This window comes from Chakrabartyella piscis, assembly GCA_030067835.1.
Taxonomy (GTDB): domain Bacteria; phylum Bacillota; class Clostridia; order Lachnospirales; family Anaerotignaceae; genus Chakrabartyella; species Chakrabartyella piscis.
The window spans coordinates 919112-938884 of record CP092441.1; the positions used below are offsets into that span (position 1 = coordinate 919112).

Sequence of the window (19773 nt, forward strand, 5' to 3'; positions counted from 1 at the left end):
ATGACAAAAGATGAATTTTTAAAATCCCAGCTTATGAAAAAAAGTAGACGTGGTGTTTTAAGATTGATTTTTGGTAGAACAGCAATTATGATGGTGTTGTTTTTGCTACAACTCCTTTTGCTGTTTAAACTCATGCATTATTTTGGAAATTCTATGTTTATGATGTTTGGTGGTCAACAATTGTTTGCGGTGCTGATCATCATTGCAATTGTCAATCGCAAAGACAATCCAAGCATTCAATTGACGTGGGCAATTGTTACTTTGGTGGTGCCTGTAGTGGGTGGTTTGCTGTATATTTATATTGCAACCAGACCGGAACAAAGACAATTGGAAAAGCGTTTGGATGATTTGTACGCTGAAACGAGAAAGTATGTCAATCAAAATCAAGAGGTGCTTGCAAATTTAAAAAATAAGGATATTGGCACCTACCATATGGCAAATTACATTCGCAATAATGGGAATTTTGCTGTATATCAAAATACCAACATCAAATATTTGCCTAGTGGTGAAGATAAACTGGCAGAACTTTTGATTCAGCTACAAAAGGCAGAAAAATTCATCTTTTTGGAATATTTCATTGTTGCAAAAGGTGTTATGTGGGAGCAAATTTTGCATGTTTTGGAACAAAAAGTTTCTGAAGGTGTGGAAGTACGTATGATGTATGATGGTACATGTGCTTTGAACTTATTGCCTTATCATTATCCAGAAATGCTGGAAACAATTGGCATTCGTTGCAAAATGTTTGCACCCATAAAACCTGTTTTGTCAACACATTACAACAATCGTGACCATAGAAAAATTGCAGTTATTGATGGTAAAGTTGCTTTTACAGGTGGTGTCAATATTGGGGATGAATACATCAATATTGACAGTCCATATGGTCATTGGAAAGACACTGCAATTATGGTGGAAGGTGCAGCTGTAGAAGGATTTACCCAGATGTTTTTGCAAATGTGGAATGTGGATGAAAAGAATCAGGATACCTATGAAAAATACCTGACAGCCAGCGAAAACAATCAAAATACAACAGATGCAAAGGGATTTGTTTTGCCTTATGGCGACAGTCCTTTTGATGGGGAATTGGTTGGCGAAACTGTGTATTTGGATATGCTCAATCGTGCAGAGGAATATGTACACATTATGACACCATATTTGATTTTGGATCATGAAATGGTCACTGCACTTTCCTATGCAGCCAAAAGAGGGGTGGAAGTTGTTTTGATGTTGCCACATATTCCGGATAAGGTGTATGCATTTGCTTTGGCAAAAAGCCACTACAAAGAATTGATTTTGGCAGGTGTGAAAATTTATGAGTATACACCTGGATTTGTACATGCAAAAATGTTTATTTGCGATGATAAAAAAGCGGTTGTCGGTACCATCAATTTGGATTATCGTAGCTTGTATTTGCATTTTGAATGTGGTGCATTTTTGTATGAAGTACCAGAAATCAAAGAAATTGAAGCAGATTTCCAAGAAACCTTAAAGAAATGTCAGTTGATTACTTTGGAAGATTATAAAAAGACAAAATTGTGGATGAAAGGTATGGGTAAAGCATTGAAATTACTGGCACCTTTGATGTAAGAATATAAGAAAGCTTAGTATATTATTTATATAATGTGTAGTGTAACGTAGGGGAGGATATTATCCTCCAGTAAATTGCGTGTGGTATTTTTAGGTTTTAATTTTTTCAAATGTTAGAGCCTTTTAGACCGTACCTTTTGACACCAAAAGGTACCCCAAAAGTGCCACTCTTTGCGAAGGCGTGGAGCCACGCTTTAAGAGGGTCTATCCCGACCCTCTTAAAAATCACCCCGACAGACAGAGATGTAGAGAAATAATCCTACGATTAGACCGTGAGTGACAAGCCCCTCACCTCTTGATTACTGATTCAAAAAATCTTGATATTTATGTTTGTGTAGGGGATGGCGTCCTCGACATCCTGCTATTAGAATTAAATAATTTAACAAATGACTTTTGATTTCCACTCAACCTTTGCTCGCAAAGCGGAATCCTAAAGATTGCTATTTGTAGGAATTTCAATATGCATCTCTAGCCATGAAGGAAGTATGCTCAAGCCAAAAATTATAGCAATAGCCACCTCTATTCCACCTTGCAAAGGAGTTTCGAGGGGGCGCAGCCCCCTTGAACCGTGCTCCACGCTTCGGAAGTAGTGGTGCTTTTTGTTACTTTTTAGCAGTAAAAAGTAAGGTCTGAATGCTTTAAACCGTGAATAAATTCCTATCTAAAATTAATTCACATAAATCATAACAGACAACGAAACGTTACCCCTACAAGTCAAACGATACTACAGATTATAAACATTTTATGCAACAAACCACATCATCAAATCACAGAACAACACAAGAGCGTAGATAACTTCTACGTTCTTTTTTTGTAGATTTTGTCAGATTTCGCAGAAGGAAAGGAGTTGTTCTCGACAGCGATTGACAGGTTTTGCAAAGACAATATGGTATATTTTGGACAAGCGTTAGGAAAAAGCCAATATACCAATAGGAGGGAATCATATGGAACACATGAACGAAGAGGGATTTGCAGAAGAAAGAAAGGAAGAAATACCAGAAACTATCAAACAAATGGGTGGTTTGGATGATGAAATTCGGATTTATGTGGAAGATTATGTGTATACGTATTTGTATCAATATGGACGTTCTATGGGTGCTACAGAAAAAATTGCTGCACTTGTAGGACGATATATGGAAATCAATGGAGAGTTGATTTGTGTGGTCAGTGGTGCCATCCAAGGAAGAAAAACCATTCAATCTGGTGGTGTGGAAAGTTTTTGTGATGAAACATGGGAAGATATCTATGATCAAATGGACACCTATTTTGTGGGTCAGGAACTTTTGGGTTGGGTGCATATCCAAAATGGCTTTGGTTCCTATTTGATGACCAAGGATGAAACCTTCCATTTGGCGAATTTCAAAGAAAAGTGGAATTTATTTTATGTGTTGGATGTGGTGGATCATGTGGATACCTTCTATGTGCAAAACCAAACAACAAAAACATTACGTCAGGCAAGGGGCTACTTTGTATACTACGATAAAAACGAAGAAATGCAGAATTACATGATGGAAAATCCATTGATGAAACCTAAGATTGCTATGGAAGATATGGAAATGTATCCATCAGAAGAAGAGGAAGAAGAACCTGCATTTGCACCTAGAGAATCCATTCCACCAGCAGAAATGGAACGTATGGATGCTGCAAAAAAAATACGTGCAGTGTTACAAAGACGAGAAGTCAAAGCCAAAAAACAAAAACGCAATCGATATGCAACCATGGCAACTTTCAGCTGTGTTTTGAGTGCCATCTCTTTGTGCTTGGGGCTTTCTTTGGTCAATTATATGGGGAAATTGCGGGATTTGGAAGGTGAAATCACAGTGGTGCAAAGTGCCTATTCCACAATGGAAACGAGGCTAGAAGAAAAATTGGCAGAAGTACAAACACAAGCGGTATTTTCAGTGGAAACAGAATCTTTTTCTGAAATTTTGACAGAAACAGAAAGCAAAGAGAAAGTCAAAGAAGCAGTTGGTGTTTGGCATATGATTGCAAGCGGAGATAGTTTGACTCGTTTGAGTGAACAATATTATGGCAATGGAAACTGGGTAGATGACATTATGGAAGTAAATGATTTGGATAATCCAGATATGATTTTTGCAGGTCAAGAAATTTGGATTCCATAAGGATGAATTTCAGATTTCTGGCAAAACTAAAGGCAACACGCCTAAAGAATATATCAGTCAGAAGAATGAGGTGAAGTCATGTATTTTTTGGAAGAAAACAAAAAAAGATGTCGTGTATACTGGGCAGATGGTGGCAAATTCAAATGCAATATTTCTACGTTGTTTTTTGATATGCCATTGCAACGTGAAACAGCAACGAGAGTAGCTCTATTGGCTGCTGTGTTAAAAGAAGGGTGCAAACCATATCCAACACCAAAGGACTTGGCAATTGCATCAGAGGAGCTATATGGTGGTGTTTGGGATGTGTCTGTGGTGAAAAAAGGAAACAGACAGTTGCTTTTGGTGTCTATGGATACTGTGAAATTGGTGTCTATGGAAGAGGTAATTGGATTTATGCATGCAATTTTATTGGAGCCATTGGTAAAAGATGGTGGTTTCTTACCTGAGATTGTGGAGCGTAAAAAGAAATGGCTCAAAACACAGTTGGAACAGAAGAAGGATGACAAACGAAGTTTTGCAAAGAAACGTTGTCTGGAAGAAGCGGCAAAGGGTTCTCCATATGGTGTTTGTGGCGATGGATATGTGGAGGATTTGGCTGGTATTGATGGCAAAGGATTGTATGATTTTTATGAGAAAATGATGCAACAAGCCAAGGTTTCCATTGTGTTTGTTGGTGATGAAACAGAAAAGCAGAAAATGACAGTGTTGCGTAAACATTTCTCGGGTATGGCACCACTGGAAGGCTTCCAAGAAACCAAAGATTTTATTTCCACAAAGCCAAACTTTCTTTTGGAACGTATGGAAGTCACCCAAAGTCGTTTGGTGATGGCGTTTTTTGCAAAAGATGTGGTCTATGGTACAAAAAGCTATGCAACCTTTTTGGTGATGAATCGTTTGTTGGGTGAAGGTGCAGATTCTCTTTTGTTCCAGAAAATTCGAGAAGAAAAAAATCTTTGTTATGATGTAGGTTCTAGCATTTACCCATTGACAGGTTTGTTGTTTGTGCAAATGGGAATCCAAGAAAAAGACGCAAAGGAAGGTGCTAAGGGTGTTTTATCCTGTGTGGAAACCCTTTGGAAATCAGCGGATATAAAACGCAATTTACGTCAAAAACTAAAGGAAGCCAAAACATCTTTGCAACAAGAATATGAAGGTATTGCAGATGCACCTTGGCAAATCGCAAACTTTGTGGCAGATGGTATTTTGATGGATGCCAGTTGGAATTTGGAGGACTTTCTGGAACAAATAGAAAGGGTATCCTTGGAGGAAATACAACAAATGGCAAGAAATCTACGTCTGCAAACCATATATCTTTTGGCAAATCAGGAGGAATGCAACCATGATGCAAAATGAGATGAAACCAGAACAAATTTTGATTCAAAAAACCACAAAATCAGGTATGGTATGCCACATTTTACCTATGACAGAATATGGTGAAAAGATGGCAACTCTGGTGGTACAATCAGGTGGCAATGACATTGCATTCTTGCAAAATACCAAGAGTGAAACCACTGTATTTCCAAAGGGAATTGCTCATTTTATAGAACACAAATTGTTTCGTCAAAAATGGGGTGATGCCTTTGTGCAATTGGAGAAACAAGGTGCAACTGCCAATGCATTTACCGACGCAGAAAAGACAGTGTACTACTTCACATGTAGAGAAAATTTCATGAAAAACTTGAAACTGCTGTTAGAATTTGTTGGAGAATCGTATTTTTTACCAGAAGAAGTACAAAAAGAAGTGAACATCATCCAGCGTGAAATCCAAATGTATGGAGATAACCCAGATTGGATTGGATACTACCAAATGTTGGAAGCCATGTATGCAAATCATCCCGTCAAACATCCCATTGCAGGTGATGTGGATTCTGTGGCAAAGATCACAGCAGAAAAATTGGAATTGGCTTACAATTGTTTGTATTCCACAGATCGTTTTTCTTTGGTGTGTGGTGGCGATGTACCCATCAATCAAATTTTACGCTTGGTAGAAAAAATGGAAAAGAAACCATCCATTGGCACAACAGTTTTTCCAATAGAACCACCTACAATTGGAGTGCATTATGTGGGCAGTAACTTGGAGCTATCGCAACCACAATTCCAAATTGGATGCAAAATGGAAGTATCAGAAAACACATCCAAACGCAAGATGGAAATGCTCTATTTCTTGGAGTTGTTATTTGGTGAAACCAGTGACTTTTACAAAGAAGCATATCACAAAGGATATTTAGAAGAACCAATGAGTTGTGCATATTTCCAAGGTAGAGGATATGCCTTTTTTGCATGTAGCGGAGTGGGTGCATTTGGCAAAGAAATTCTATCCCTTATGGAAACAACATGGAACCATCTTCTGGCAAATGGAATCAATGAAGAACACTTTTTACGTATTCAGAAAAAACTTATGGGTAGCTATCTACGCAAAGAACAATCAGTTGTTGGAATGGTCTTAATGCAAGTGGATTGGGTGCCAGAAAAAGCAACACTTGGAGCAGTAAAAACCCTTTTGGAAAGGGTTCAAAAAGAAGATATTGAAAAACTGTTGCAATATACACCATTTCCAGATAAAATGGTACTATCTGTGATTAGATAAATATGCTTGTAAAGAAAGAATATGGTGGATGAAATACTATGGATATGGGCTTTGTAGGGGCTGCCCTATGTGGCTGCCCGTAAACATAGGATATGGTTGTAGAAACATGTTGTTTCATTTGCAGGTGGTAACCAGCAGTTAGAAAGAAGGTAGAGAATATGCCAGAAATATGGTTTCCCAATTTGGGAATCGAAATAGACCAGTTGAGTCGAGTTGCTTTTAGTGTTTTTGGAAAAGACATTTATTGGTATGGGATTTTCATTGGTTTGGGTGTCTTGGGTGGTATTATGTTAGTGTTGCATGAAGCAAAACGTACAGGTCAAAGTGAAGATTTGTACTTGGATTTTGCAATGTATGCCATCATCATTTCCATCATTGGCGCTAGATTGTACTATGTCGCTTTTAGTTGGGATAGCTATAGCGATGATTGGACAAAGATTTTTGCAATTCGAGAAGGTGGACTTGCCATCTATGGTGGTGTCATTGCAGGTGCATTGACCACTTTGGTGTATAGCAAAATGAAGAAGATAGATTTCTTTTTGATGGCGGATACAGCAGTGCCTAGTTTGATTTTTGGTCAAATGTTGGGTAGATGGGGCAATTTCTTCAACAAAGAAGCATTTGGTGAATATACAGATGGCTTGTTTGCAATGCGTTATCAATTGTCTCAAGTGCGTTTGGGTGATGTTTCAGACTATACCTTGGCAAATTTGCAAATGTCTGGTGGTGTGGAATATATCCAAGTACATCCTACATTTTTGTATGAATCCATGTGGAATCTTGGTGTTTTGTTGATTTTGTTCTATGTAGCAAGACATAAAAAATTCACAGGTCAAGTTATGGGCTTGTATTTCCTGGGTTATGGATTGGGTCGCTTTTGGATTGAAGGTTTGCGTACAGACCAATTGATGATTGGTGATTTTGCAGTTTCACAAGTGCTTTCTGCTATTCTTGTGGTGGCTGCGATTCTTTTCATGGTGTTCAAAAATCAATATGACAAAAAGAAACTTGCATTGGTAGTTGAATCTCCAGAAACAACAGAATCTTTAGAAGAAATAGAATCCACAACTGAAGCATTGGCAGAATCAGAAACAACTGAAGAAACCGAAGCAGTAGAAGCATCAAAAGAAGCATCAAAAGAAACATTAGAAACTATCACAGAAGAAGTCAAAGAAGAAAATACTGTTGTAGACGAAACAAAAAAAGAAAATGCAACAGAAGAAGTAGAAGGATAAGATAGCGACCTCTATTGCTTTGTGGATAGAGGTTGTTTTTATGGAGGATGGAACATGGTACTTTTAACAGGAGAAAAAATACGTAAAAGTTATGGCACACGAGTGATTTTTGATGATATTGATTTTAGTATCCATGAAGGAGATAAGATTGGTGTTATTGGTGTCAATGGTTGCGGAAAATCCACATTGTTGAAGATTGTAGCTGGTGTTGGCAGTGCCGATAGTGGCGAAATCATAACAATGAATGGTATGGAAATTGGATATTTGTCTCAAGATCCACTCTTTGTGGAAGGTACCACTGTGTTGCAACAGGTGTTCAAAGGAGAAAATCCCAAATTGGCTTTGGTGCGTACATATGAAGAAGCCATTGGTGAATTGGCAATCCATCCAGAACAAACAGATTTGATTGCAAAGGTGGCAAAACTGACAGAAGAAATGAACAAAGAAGAATTGTGGTCATTGGAAAGCGAAGCCAAAACCATTTTGCAACGATTGGGCATTACAGACTTCACACTAACAGTGGAAACTATGTCAGGTGGCCAAAGAAAGCGTGTGGCACTGGCAGCAGCGCTCATAGCTCCTGTGGATTTGCTCATTTTGGATGAACCCACCAACCATATTGATCACGATACAGTGGAGTGGTTGGAAGCGCATTTGTCTAAATATTCCAAAGCACTTTTGATGGTAACACATGATCGATATTTCTTGGATCGTGTTGCAAATCGCACATTGGAATTGGAAAAGGGAAATATCTATTCCTATCAAGCCAATTTCACAAAGTTCTTGGAAATGAAAGCAGAACGTGAAGAATTGGAAGCAGCAGGCGAACGCAAACGTCAAAATTTCTTGCGTACAGAATTGGAATGGGTGCGTAGAGGTGCAAAAGCACGTACCACCAAACAAAAAGCAAGATTGCAACGTTTTGATGAGATTTCTTCCATCAAAGCACCAGAAGAAAAACAAAATGTGGAATTGTCCTCCATTGGTAGTAGACTTGGTAAAAAAACCATTGAACTCATTGATGTTTGCAAATCCTATGGCGATAAAAAGCTTATTGAGAATTTTAACTATATCATTTTGCGTGACGATCGCATCGGCATCACAGGTGTCAATGGTAGTGGCAAAACCACATTGCTGAATATGATTGTAGGCAATTTGGAACCAGATAGCGGTACCATTGAACGTGGTGAAACAGTAAAAATCGGTATTTTTGCACAGGAAAATGCAGAAATGGATGAACGTATTTCTGTCTTAGATTACATCAAAGAAGTTGGCGAATACATCAAAATGGTCGATGGTAAAATCAGTGCATCCCAATTGTTGGAAAAATTCTTGTTTGCACCAGATATGCAACGTGGACCCATCTCTATGTTGTCTGGTGGTGAAAAACGTAGATTGTACTTGGCACGTGTGTTGATGGAATCGCCTAATATTTTGTTTTTGGATGAACCAACCAATGATTTGGATATTGAAACTTTGATGATTTTGGAACACTATTTGGAAAGCTTTATGGGTGCTGTTATTGTGGTATCCCATGATCGCTATTTCTTGGATAAGGTTGCAAATCGTATGTTTGCGTTTGTGGGCAATGGTCAAATCAAGCAATATGAAGGTGGCTATACCGATTATCACGATGCAAAAATGGCAGAAATTCCAGTATATGTGGCAGAAAAGGTACAAAAAACAGAAACACCAAGAGAAAAATCACAGGCACCCATCACAAAAATGAGTTACAAAGACCAAAGAGAATTTGACACCATTGGTGATGTCATTGCAGACTTGGAAGAAAAGATTGAACAGTGCCAAAAGGATATGAATGCTTGTACCACAGAATACACCAAACTCCAAGAGTTGTCAGAGAAAAAAGAATCCTTGGAATTGGAATTGGAAACAAAAATGGAACGCTGGATGGAATTGACAGAACTTGCAGAAATGATTGCAGAAAATAAAGGTTCTAACGATAAATAAATGATACATTGTAGGGGTGGATTCTATATTCACCCTTTTTGTATACGCAAAAACCCTCCATCCATTTGGACAGAGGGCATACATCAATCGGATCTATGATTGAAATTTTCGTTATAAGATGATTTTCTGTGTGTATAGGAAGTGTGGTTGCGTTCCATTGGTTTGGAAACACTTCTTGGAGCACGTGGCTGGCTTTCTTTTTGATTATAGTATGGATTTGGTGCTTTCCTAGGAGTATTTGGCTTTTTGTTGCTCAAAGGTCTTCTAGCAGGCAATGTTTGCTTGTAGGTGTTTTCATGTTCCTGTGCCAAACGTTCACGACGTTCTTGTGCTCGAGCTTTGCGTCTTTGTTTCGCTTTGAACCGTTTGATGGTACCTTTTCCTGTCAGCAAAATAAATAAGATAATACCTACAACCACAACTGTGGCAACGGTCTTTTTGGTCAAATCCAATTTTTCAGCTTTCTCCATAACTGCTTTTTCAGAATCAGTTAGGGCTGCAATGCCAGATTGTGTGACAATAGGCACCTGATACAATTCTACATCATCCAAAAGAATGGAAACACTACCAACTGCTTCACCAGAATCAACCGGTGCAATCCAAGTTTCAGGACAATCAATGGCATATTCCACATCAGAAACATTTGTGGAGAGTGGCAATGTTTTGTATACAGATGCAGTTGGAACTGCTGTTACAGTGCCAAGGGAAATGGTTTCTTCTTGATAGGTGTCTGTAATTTCAATGGTGTTGCTGATGCCAGTTGCAGAAAAGACTTCCATAGTTTGGAAGTTATTGAACCCATATTCAAACAAAGCGGTAGAATCCACATAATGTTCACCACCATTGCATTTGAGCACAACAGCAATCAATTCCATACCATCTTTTTCTGCAAAGGTGACCAAGGTGTTGAGGGATTCTGTCACATACCCTGTTTTGCCACCAACGGCATATTCGTAGTAGTAGGAAGATGTGGTGTTACGCATTTGGTGTTGCCCGTGTAAATATCTGGTTTCCACTTGTTTGTTTGTGGGTGGAATTTCATAATAGGTGCTTTCAGATAATTCTTGGAAGGTTTCAATGGACCACAATTCCTTGGCAATGAGTGCCATATCATAAGCTGTGGTGTAATGGTTTTCGTCAAACAAACCATTTGCATTGGTGAAATTGGTGTTCAAACATCCAAGGGTAGCAGCACGTTCTGTCATAAGGGTTGCAAAGTCTGTCATAGAACCGCCAACATATTCGCCAACTGCATTGGAAACTTCATTTGCAGAACGTAACAAAATACCATACATGCATTGTTCCATAGTTAAAATTTCATCTTCTTGAATGGCAATATGTGCACTATTGGGTTCAATGCTAAAGACAGCATTTCTGGAGAAGGTAACTTCATCGGTCAGCTCTGAATTTTCCAAAGCCAAAAGAACGGTCATGAGTTTGGTGATACTGGCGGGGTACATTTGCTTGTTGCTATCTTTTTCGTATAAGATATCACCTGTTTTGGCATCCATCAAAATGGCGGTTTCAGCAGAAACAACAGGTTCATTTGCTTGTTTGTATGTGAGTATATTTTCCACATCAGCACCAAAGGCTGTGATATGGGAACATGTCATGGTTAAAATGAGGGAAAAAATTAAAAAAATGCGTTTCATTGATTTCTCCTATATGTAAAATTGAATTTTTGTGCTATGATAGAGGTAGTGCTTTTTGGAAACCTTTGGTGTGACAAAAAAGAAAGTTTTCACAAGGTCTTGTATTCTTTTGTTAATAATTGTAATATAAATGTAAGAAAAGCACAAGATGTAGTTTTCTGTTTTTTACCAAAAAATAGGAAGGATATGGAAAAACATGGATAAAAAGGTAAAAAAACAAGTGAAAAATTTGGTTTCTCATAAAATTTTAATCTTGGTTTTCTTTGGATTGTTTTTCTATACAACCAATGTATATTTTTTAGAACATGAAACGGTAGAGTTGTCCTTTGGTGAACCACGTACTGCCCAAGAGCTTTTGTATATATGGGGTCAAGAGGGTGCTGTGTATCCAGCTGGTATGTTGGAGCAGATCGATTTGAATACTGCAACAGAGGAACAATTGAAACTTTTGCCTGGCATTGGTGAAGTTTTGTCAAAACGTATTTTGGAGTATCGTGAAGTGATTGGAGCATTCACTTCTATATTGGAATTGGACGATGTGGAGGGTATTGGTATCAAAACAATAGAATCCATAAGCGATTATATATGTATATGATTTAGGAGGATACAATGGCATATAAAATTTTAGTTGTTGATGATGAAAAGTTAATTGTAAAAGGCATTAAATTTTCTTTGGAACAAGATGGCATGGAAGTGACACCTGCTTATGATGGAGAAGAAGCTTTGCAAAACATCAAAGATTCCAAATTTGACCTTGTGGTGTTGGATGTTATGTTGCCTAAAATGGATGGTTTGGAAGTGTGCCAACAAGTGCGTGAATTTTCACAAATTCCAATCATTATGGTTACTGCAAAGGGTGAAGATATGGATAAGATCATGGGCTTGGAATATGGAGCAGATGATTATATCACAAAACCTTTCAATATTTTGGAACTGAAAGCAAGAATCAAAGCGATTTTGCGTCGTAGTACCAAAAAAGAAGCAGAAAAAGAAGAAGTGAAAAACACATTGCAAGCAAGAGACTTGGAATTGGTTTTCGATAGCAGACGTGTGTTTATCAGTGGCAAAGAAGTCAATTTGACAGCAAAAGAATTTGATTTGTTGGAATTGTTGATGGAAAACCCTGGTAAGGTTTATAGTCGTGAAAAATTGTTGGATACTGTATGGGGATATGATTACCCTGGTGATGTACGTACTGTGGATGTGCATGTAAGACGTTTGCGTGAAAAAATCGAAGCAAATCCAAGTGAACCGAAATACATCTTTACAAAATGGGGAGTGGGTTACTATTTTAACTAAAAAAGAACAGGTTTTTGAGAAAAAAAAGCCATTTTATATCAGTTTGCGATGGATTTTGCTTGGAACCTATTTGATTATTGGTTTGGTACCTTTGCTCTTAATTTCTAGCACATTGCTCTATTCCATGAAAGGGTATTTCATAGAAGAGAGAAAGCGTGAATTGCTGGGACAAGCCAATATGATTTCTGGTCAAATCATTTCTTCTGACTATTTGGAAAATGATGGTGGTAGAGATGAAATGGAAGAAACCATTTTGGAAATCAGTCAAGGAAATAAATATCGTATTTTGGTATTGGATGCATCCAGTGTTGTGGTATATGACAGTGGATATGAAGAAACAGGCAAAACCGTTGTGTTGCCAGAAGTGTTGGAAGCGTTGCAAAACAAGGATATTGCAAATGAACAGGAAAATGGGTCCATTTATGCAGCAGCATCTATTGTGGATAGCGACAGCACTAGAATGGGTGTAGTGCTCATTTCAGATGGAATTGAAGATATAGAAGATATTTTGTCAGAAATCAGTAGTCGAAGCGATACCTTGCTTTGGGGGCTTGCAATTGGCTTGTTGATTTTGATGATTGTCATGTCACGTATTTTCACAAGACCACTGCTCAGTATGACCAAAATCATCCAAAGAATGTCAGAAGGTTATTTTGGTGAACGTTTGCAAATGAATGGTAGAGTGCATAATGAAATTGTGGATTTGGGGATTGCCTGCAACGAAATGGCAGACCAGTTGGATCAGGTGGAATCCACCAGACAGCAATTTGTTTCCAATGTATCCCATGAATTGAAGACACCTCTTAGCTCAGTTAAGGTTTTGAGTGAAGCGATTTTGTTGCAAGAAGATGTACCTAAAGAAATGTATGTGGAATTTTTGCATGACATCAATTCTGAAGTGGATCGTATGACAGCTATCATCAACGATTTGTTGACTTTGGTGAAGTTGGATCAAACAGAAGTACCTTTGAACTTTGCAGAAACCAGCTTAAACCAATTGATTCAAGGCATCATCAAACGTATGCAACCTTTGGCAATGGTCAAAGATATTACGATTGCATATAAAGAATCTGGTGAAGTTTTGGCACAGGTGGATGAAGTGAAATTGGTGTTGGCGGTATCCAATTTGATTGACAATGCCATCAAATATTCATCTGCTGAAGGAAAAGTGGAAGTGACTTTGGAAGCAGACCATCAAAATGCATTCATTACCGTTGCAGATTCGGGAATTGGTATTCCAGAAGACGAAGTGGGACGTATTTTTGATCGTTTCTATCGTGTGGATAAAACAAGAGATCGTGAAACAGGTGGAACAGGATTGGGACTTTCCATCACACATGGTACAGTACGTATGCACAAAGGTAGCATCAAAGTGACCAGTAAAGAAGATGAAGGTACCACAATTATGGTACGTATTCCTTTGCACCAAGGTCAATAACTTGTATCAGAAAACGGTTTCTTGTATCGATAAAAGAGGAGGTGTGTGTGCCTTTGGTTCAGAAGAAAAAGTGGTTTGGTGTATTTTTAAGCTTGCTGATTATGTTTGTTTTGGTTTTTGTTGCCATTATGGTTAAGGATCATTTTTGGCAAAAGAAGGACAATACAGTTGAGCTATATTACACAGGAACTGCCAATAAAATGAAATTATTGGAAACAGAAATGACAGCAGATTCCAATGAACAACTGGTTTTGGATGTCATTGCAAAATTGCAAAGTGGATCAGAAGGAGAAGGATTTGCAGCAGTCATACCAGAAACATTGGAAGTGAAATCCATTCTCTTGGAAGATGGCATTGCATATATTGATTTTTCCAAAGAATATTATGAAATGGAAGCGGTGGAAGAAATTTTGTGTAGATCTTCCTTGGTTTGGTCATTGACTTCATTGCAATTCATCACATCCATATCGTTGCGTGTGGAAAATGAGCCATTGGTCAGCAAAAGTAATGTGACTTATGGTTTGTTACATAGACAAAATGTGTCCATTAGTGCAGAAATTTCACCAAATACAACGGAATATGCAATCTTGAAATTGTATTTTGCAAATGAAGACAAATCCGATTTGGTGATGGAAGATCGTGTGGTGGAAGTCATTGCAAATCAAGCAAAAGAGTTGAGTATTTTGGAACAACTCATTGCAGGTCCAAGGGAAGAAAGCTATACCAGTGTGATTCCAGATGGTACCAAAATTTTGGATGTGGCAACCACAAGTGATGGCATTTGTTATGTGAATTTGAGTCAAGAATTTGTGGCAAACCATGCAGGTGACGCAGCAGGAGAATTGTTGACCATCTATTCCATTGTCAATTCTTTGGCAGAGTTGGATTCTGTACAAAAGATACAGTTCCTCATTGAAGGTGAAAAAATGGATGTGTATAAAGGTCATGTGGACTTTGGTACACCCTTTGTACCTGTTAATGGTGTGGGCTCAATTATTGGATGATTTTGGAAGTGATAGAAATGAAAGTCAAGTGTCCAGCTATATGGGCAGCAATCTTTATGATATGTGGAATTTATATGAGACTAGGGGTATCAGAAATGGTATTCCTAGTTTTTTTCATGGTAATTTGCATTTGCACTCTACGATTCGTGATAAAAAGAGAATGGGATGGTATGATATTACTGGTGGTTTTTGTAACGCTTGGTATCATACGTAGCGGCAGTGCTATAGATGTGAATTTGGAGAAAGTACCATCACATAACTATACTGCAACGGTGACAGATGTGATGATTACAGGGGAAAACACGCAAAGATTGCTACTGGATATGGATGTGGAATCCACCCATGGTGTGGTGCTTGTTGTACCCTATTCAGAAGATGAAGCATATATGTATTCCATTGGTGAACGCATACGTTTCAAAGGAGAATTGGAAGATTTATCACCAGCATCCAGACCAAATGGATTTGATCCTTGGTTGTATTATTTGACAAAGGGTATAGGTTATTCTGTGTATCCAGAGCGTTTGGAATCCCTAGGCATGGTAGAAGAATCAAAAGATATTTGGCTGGTATTTGCACGTTGGAAAGAATCGCTGTTTGGTGTTTTGGATACCTATTTGCTAGAAATAGAAAGTAGCATTGCAAAGGCTGTTTTGGCAGGCGAAAAGGATTATATTGCAAATGATACTTTGGATTTATATGAAAGATGTGGCATACAACATATGCTTTGTGTTTCAGGGTTGCACATTGCTTTGTTTACTTTATATTTGCATACAATTTTGGAACGTGTATTCAGAATACCTAGAAAACCATTGATTTTATGTACCATTGCAGCTTCCATAGTATATGTATTGTTTACTGGTGCAGCACCATCTTCCATAAGAGCTGTCATCATGGGGAATATGGTTTTGGTGGGTCATTTGATTGGACGTAAAAGCACTTGGTGGAACAATGTGGCAATTGCAGCACTGGTAATTTTGTGTATACAACCATTGTATTTATTCCAAGGTGGGGTTCAACTATCCTTTGTTACAGTCATTGGTTTGTGGGTTGCACGTTCCACATTGCCAGAAGATGCCAATATAAGACAAAAGAGCTATATGGTATTGCGTAGCTGTGTGTATGCGTCTTTGTTCAGTTATCCAGTGGTGGCATATTATTTCTATTCCATATCCTTGATTGGAATTTTGGTGAATATGGTGGTGCTTCCAGTTTTGGGTGTGTTGTTGGGGTGCTTGGTATTGTTGTCCATCAGTGGATTTTTGATTCCACCATTGGCGCCTGTGTTTGCATCAATGGTCAAATTGATTATCCTATATATTGATGGCGTTTGTATCTTTGCAGATAGTGTACCAAATGGTTATGTTTTGGTGGGTTCTCCTTCTTTGGCAACTATATTTCTGGCTTATGGATTCATGTTTTGTGTATTTTTATATGGAAATCGTTTCTGTAATTGGAAAACTGCAATTTGTTTTGGATTTGCATTGTGGTTTTCCATCTATGGAAATGAATTGATATACAAACGCAATCTGGTTACATTTTTGGATGTGGATCAAGGAGATTGTATCATCGTTTCCACCTATGATGGACATGCTGTTATGATAGATGGTGGTGGTTGGTATGGTTCTGATATTGGTGGAAATGTAGGTGTGGATGAGGTTGTACCATATCTGGAATATTTGGGCATTGGAGAATTGGATGGTATGTTCATCACCCATTTGGACTTGGAACATGTCATTGGTGCAGTGGAAGTTTTGGATGTATTACCTGTCAAATCCATTTATTTCACACCATATCCACAAGATGACTTAACTTATTGGTGGTTATTTCAAGTAAGGATAGCAAAAAACAACGTTTTATTATATACTTTAGAAGAAGGGATGATAACACCTTGGCAAGATGGCGTTTGGGAATGTTTATATCCCATTCCAGATGTGAGCTTTGTAGATGGCAATGAAAACCATGGTTCTTTGGTGATGCGATATTCCTATGGTGGTACTAGCGTCTTATTGACAGGTGATATCACAAAAGAAGATGAAGAACTGTTACTAGAACGCCAAGGAGAAAATTTGCGTTCCGATATTTTGCAATTGCCAGCACATGGTTCAAGTGCTTCTGGTAGTTTGGCATTTTTGGAAGGTGTTGAAGCTGAAATGGGAATCATCTCTTGTGGATTAGATAATATATATGGATACCCCGATGGAAGTGTATTGAAAAATTTGGGGTATATGGATACGGATGTGTATCGAACAGACCAGATGGGTAGTATTTTACTATACCTGTCACCAGATGGCAGTATAGATGTGGAATGTGTCAAAGAAAGGGATTTGATTTATGAAAGAATTAAAAAAGCAGTGGAAGAATGGAGAATTTAAAACATGCTATCTGTTTTATGGAACAGAAACTTTTTTGGTGCAAAATTACGAAAAAGCATTGATGGAATCCATTTTGCCAGCTGGAGCAGAATTGATGAATTTGGAGGTTTTGGAAGAAAAAAGAGCCACAGCCGAAAAGATCATGGAAAGTGCAGAAACATTTCCTTTTTTGAATGACAAACGCTTAATTGTGGTGAAAAGAAGTGGATTCTTCCAAAAGGGTTCTGCAAAAGAAGAAGGTGAAAAACTTCTTGCATATATGGAAACTTTGCCAGATACAGCATGCATTTTGTTTGTGGAAGAAAAGGTAGAAAAAAACAATCGCTTGTATAAAAAAGTATCTTCCATAGGACAGGTAGTGGAGTTTAAAACACCTACAGAAAAAGAATTGACTGCTTGGATTGCAAGAGAATGCAAACAAGGTGGACTTTCCATTACAGCCAGTGTCATAGCACAGTTTTTACAACGTGTAGAATCCAATATGGAAGCAATGTCACAGGAAATTGGCAAACTCATTGCCTACAAAAATGGTGCATCTGAAATTCGAGTAGAAGATGTGTTGGAGGTATGTACACCATCCTTGGAATCTAAGGTCTTTGATTTGGTGAAAGCGGTTGCAGAAGCAAAGCCAAAACAAGCCATCACCATATACAAAAATATGTTGTTGCAAAAACAATCTCCATATATGATTTTGTCATTGGTCACCAGACAATTTCGTTTGATTTTGGAAACAGCGTTGTTGTCAAATGAAGGGTTGCCCAATGCTATGATTGCAGAAAAATTGGAGATACGAGAATTTCAAATGAAGGAATACCAAAAGCAAAGTAGACGTTTTTCTGTAGAACAATGGCAAAAAGCATTGTCTGATTGCTTGGAAGCGGATTTGCAAATCAAAAATGGTTTGATGGGTGAAGAAGTGGCAGTGGAAATGCTCATTATGAAATATAGTGCAGGTTTGCTTGGATAAAATAAATTGCTACAAAACACAAGCATGTAGTTGTAGGGGCACCCCTGTGTGGGTGCCCGTCATGAACAGCCACAAAACAAACGGGTGGGCATGGAAACCCATCACTACTAATACTTGACTTTCACAGGGATAAAACAAAAGCACCTTTTTATCGCATATAGGATAGAAAGGTGCTTTTATTATGTTTATAATTTATATTATTTTGTTATTTCTTTGGATATGCACAAATCATTTCACCCAATTGTTGGATACCACTTGCAATGATTTCCATTGGTACACTGGCGAAATTCAAACGCATGTAACGAGAACCATATCCATTTCCTTCAGCAAAACAACCTTCACCAGCAACAAAAACAATTTTACAAGTGTTGAGGGATTCAGCCAACAATTCAGTGGTGTTGTAACCTTCTGGCAATTCCACCCATGTATACAAACCACCTTCAGGATAGGTATGTTTGGTACCTTCTGGGAAGTGTTCATCAATACATTTGAGCATAAATTCTCTACGTTCACGATACAAATCACAGATTTTCTTATGATGGTCTGGATAATATCCACGTTTGAAGAATTCAGAAGCCAAAACCTGACAAAGCACATTGGTATGGGTATTCATAGCGGTTTTTGCATCACAGAATTTCTGTTGGAAACGTTGGTCAGCAACAATATAACCAAGTCTGCTACCAGGGCTGAAAATTTTAGATAAACTGTTTGCCATAATGACATTACCAGAAGTATCAAAGCTTTTGATTGCAGGCACATCTTCACCAATGAAACGAATGTCACGATAAGGGTCATCTTCCAAAACAAGAACATCATATTCAGCAGCAAGTTCAGCCAATCTTTTACGACGCTCTGCACTCATGGTGATACCAGTTGGATTTTGGAATGTTGGAATGGTATAAATCATTTTTGGATGATATTCTTTGATTTTGGCTTCCACATCTTCCATCACCAAACCATTTTCATCGGTTGCACAAGGAATGCATTTTGCTTCATACATTTCAAATGTCATCATACAATGGAAGAAGGTTGGCGATTCCACCAGAATCACATCACCAGGGTTTAAGAAAGTGGCACAGATGATACAAACCGCTTCCATGCCACCACCTGTGATCACCAAATCATCAGCAGTAGCAGGAATGCCCTTTGGTGCAAGTAAACTTTCCACAATACCTTCACGCAAGTCCAACAAACCTTTTGCAGTACCATATTGCAAAGCTTGCAAACCACGACTGCCTTCTGTCAAAACATCATTTGCAATTTCATGTACAATATCCACAGGCAATGCTTCTTTTGCAGGAGCACCACCACCAAAGGAAAGCACATTTGGATCTGTCATAGAGTTGATTACAATTTTTAGGGTATCACAAGAACGTTGCATAGTATCCCATCGTTTCGCAAATTCTTTCATAAATTCACCAGTTCCTTTCGTGTTTATGGCAATTGCCATCCAAAGAAATCATAAAAATCATACTTAATTTTATTATAAAGGGTACTGAAAAAAAAGCAAGACGATAACGAAGATATGGATATTTTTGGTATAC

13 protein-coding genes and 1 pseudogene are annotated in these 19773 nt (G+C 38.1%); 12 read left to right on the top strand and 2 right to left on the bottom strand.

Annotated features, from left to right (window positions below; translation table 11 throughout):
- The 6 genes and pseudogenes from cls to MJY40_RS04070 all read left to right on the top strand — a co-directional run bounded on the left by cls (position 1) and on the right by MJY40_RS04070 (position 9497).
- A complete protein-coding gene (gene cls, locus MJY40_RS04045) occupies positions 1-1584 on the top strand; it encodes a cardiolipin synthase (protein WP_317855769.1) in 1584 nt (527 codons plus the stop codon).
- Positions 1585-2528: 944 nt separating this feature from the next.
- Positions 2529-3707, top strand: coding sequence for a LysM peptidoglycan-binding domain-containing protein (locus MJY40_RS04050; protein WP_317855770.1), 1179 nt, complete (start codon positions 2529-2531; stop codon positions 3705-3707).
- Positions 3708-3785: 78 nt separating this feature from the next.
- The gene (locus MJY40_RS04055) at positions 3786-5060 is read left to right on the top strand and encodes a M16 family metallopeptidase (RefSeq protein ID WP_317855771.1); all 1275 of its coding nucleotides are present in this window, start codon (positions 3786-3788) and stop codon (positions 5058-5060) included.
- Complete coding sequence (gene yfmH, locus MJY40_RS04060; RefSeq protein WP_317855772.1) at positions 5047-6294, top strand: EF-P 5-aminopentanol modification-associated protein YfmH; 1248 nt, start codon at positions 5047-5049, stop codon at positions 6292-6294. Before MJY40_RS04055 ends, yfmH begins: the two co-directional genes overlap by 14 nt.
- Positions 6295-6452: 158 nt before the next feature.
- Positions 6453-7298, top strand: a pseudogene (lgt, locus tag MJY40_RS04065) (prolipoprotein diacylglyceryl transferase); the annotation flags it as partial.
- Between the two features lie 285 nt (positions 7299-7583).
- Positions 7584-9497 (top strand): ABC-F family ATP-binding cassette domain-containing protein, encoded by a 1914-nt coding sequence (locus MJY40_RS04070; protein WP_317855773.1) that lies wholly within the window; start codon positions 7584-7586, stop codon positions 9495-9497.
- Positions 9498-9580: 83 nt separating this feature from the next.
- On the opposite strand, the gene MJY40_RS04075 is transcribed toward MJY40_RS04070, so the two are convergent.
- Positions 9581-11149 (bottom strand): D-alanyl-D-alanine carboxypeptidase family protein, encoded by a 1569-nt coding sequence (locus tag MJY40_RS04075; protein ID WP_317855774.1) that lies wholly within the window; start codon positions 11147-11149, stop codon positions 9581-9583.
- A gap of 196 nt (positions 11150-11345) precedes the next feature.
- On the opposite strand from MJY40_RS04075, the gene MJY40_RS04080 reads away from it, so the two are divergent.
- The 6 genes from MJY40_RS04080 to holA all read left to right on the top strand — a co-directional run bounded on the left by MJY40_RS04080 (position 11346) and on the right by holA (position 18229).
- Complete coding sequence (locus tag MJY40_RS04080; RefSeq protein ID WP_317855775.1) at positions 11346-11744, top strand: ComEA family DNA-binding protein; 399 nt, start codon at positions 11346-11348, stop codon at positions 11742-11744.
- 14 nt (positions 11745-11758) lie between these two features.
- Positions 11759-12448 (top strand): response regulator transcription factor, encoded by a 690-nt coding sequence (locus tag MJY40_RS04085; protein WP_317855776.1) that lies wholly within the window; start codon positions 11759-11761, stop codon positions 12446-12448.
- The gene (locus MJY40_RS04090; RefSeq protein WP_317855777.1) at positions 12396-13886 is read left to right on the top strand and encodes a sensor histidine kinase; all 1491 of its coding nucleotides are present in this window, start codon (positions 12396-12398) and stop codon (positions 13884-13886) included. The genes MJY40_RS04085 and MJY40_RS04090 overlap by 53 nt, the downstream gene beginning before the upstream one ends.
- A 47-nt stretch (positions 13887-13933) precedes the next feature.
- Positions 13934-14890 carry a GerMN domain-containing protein gene (locus MJY40_RS04095; protein WP_317855778.1) on the top strand — a complete coding sequence of 319 codons (957 nt, stop codon included), beginning with the start codon at positions 13934-13936 and terminating at the stop codon, positions 14888-14890.
- Between the two features lie 116 nt (positions 14891-15006).
- The gene (locus tag MJY40_RS04100) at positions 15007-17262 is read left to right on the top strand and encodes a DNA internalization-related competence protein ComEC/Rec2 (protein WP_317856410.1); all 2256 of its coding nucleotides are present in this window, start codon (positions 15007-15009) and stop codon (positions 17260-17262) included.
- Complete coding sequence (gene holA, locus MJY40_RS04105) at positions 17222-18229, top strand: DNA polymerase III subunit delta (RefSeq protein WP_317855779.1); 1008 nt, start codon at positions 17222-17224, stop codon at positions 18227-18229. The genes MJY40_RS04100 and holA overlap by 41 nt, the downstream gene beginning before the upstream one ends.
- A gap of 205 nt (positions 18230-18434) precedes the next feature.
- Here holA and MJY40_RS04110 read toward each other — a convergent pair whose 3' ends face one another.
- Positions 18435-19640: an aminotransferase-like domain-containing protein gene (locus MJY40_RS04110; protein ID WP_317855780.1), complete on the bottom strand. Its 1206-nt coding sequence runs from the start codon at positions 19638-19640 to the stop codon at positions 18435-18437.
- Between the last annotated feature and the right edge of the window lie 133 nt (positions 19641-19773).

Bases quoted from the DNA above. Each gene is read 5' to 3' on its own strand.
- cls (WP_317855769.1), top strand. From the start codon at position 1: ATGACAAAAGATGAATTTTTAAAATCCCAGCTTATGAAAAAAAGTAGA.
- MJY40_RS04050 (WP_317855770.1), top strand. From the start codon at position 2,529: ATGGAACACATGAACGAAGAGGGATTTGCAGAAGAAAGAAAGGAAGAA.
- MJY40_RS04055 (WP_317855771.1), top strand. From the start codon at position 3,786: ATGTATTTTTTGGAAGAAAACAAAAAAAGATGTCGTGTATACTGGGCA.
- yfmH (WP_317855772.1), top strand. From the start codon at position 5,047: ATGATGCAAAATGAGATGAAACCAGAACAAATTTTGATTCAAAAAACC.
- MJY40_RS04070 (WP_317855773.1), top strand. From the start codon at position 7,584: ATGGTACTTTTAACAGGAGAAAAAATACGTAAAAGTTATGGCACACGA.
- MJY40_RS04075 (WP_317855774.1), bottom strand. From the start codon at position 11,149: ATGAAACGCATTTTTTTAATTTTTTCCCTCATTTTAACCATGACATGT.
- MJY40_RS04080 (WP_317855775.1), top strand. From the start codon at position 11,346: ATGGATAAAAAGGTAAAAAAACAAGTGAAAAATTTGGTTTCTCATAAA.
- MJY40_RS04085 (WP_317855776.1), top strand. From the start codon at position 11,759: ATGGCATATAAAATTTTAGTTGTTGATGATGAAAAGTTAATTGTAAAA.
- MJY40_RS04100 (WP_317856410.1), top strand. From the start codon at position 15,007: ATGGTAATTTGCATTTGCACTCTACGATTCGTGATAAAAAGAGAATGG.
- holA (WP_317855779.1), top strand. From the start codon at position 17,222: ATGAAAGAATTAAAAAAGCAGTGGAAGAATGGAGAATTTAAAACATGC.
- MJY40_RS04110 (WP_317855780.1), bottom strand. From the start codon at position 19,640: ATGAAAGAATTTGCGAAACGATGGGATACTATGCAACGTTCTTGTGAT.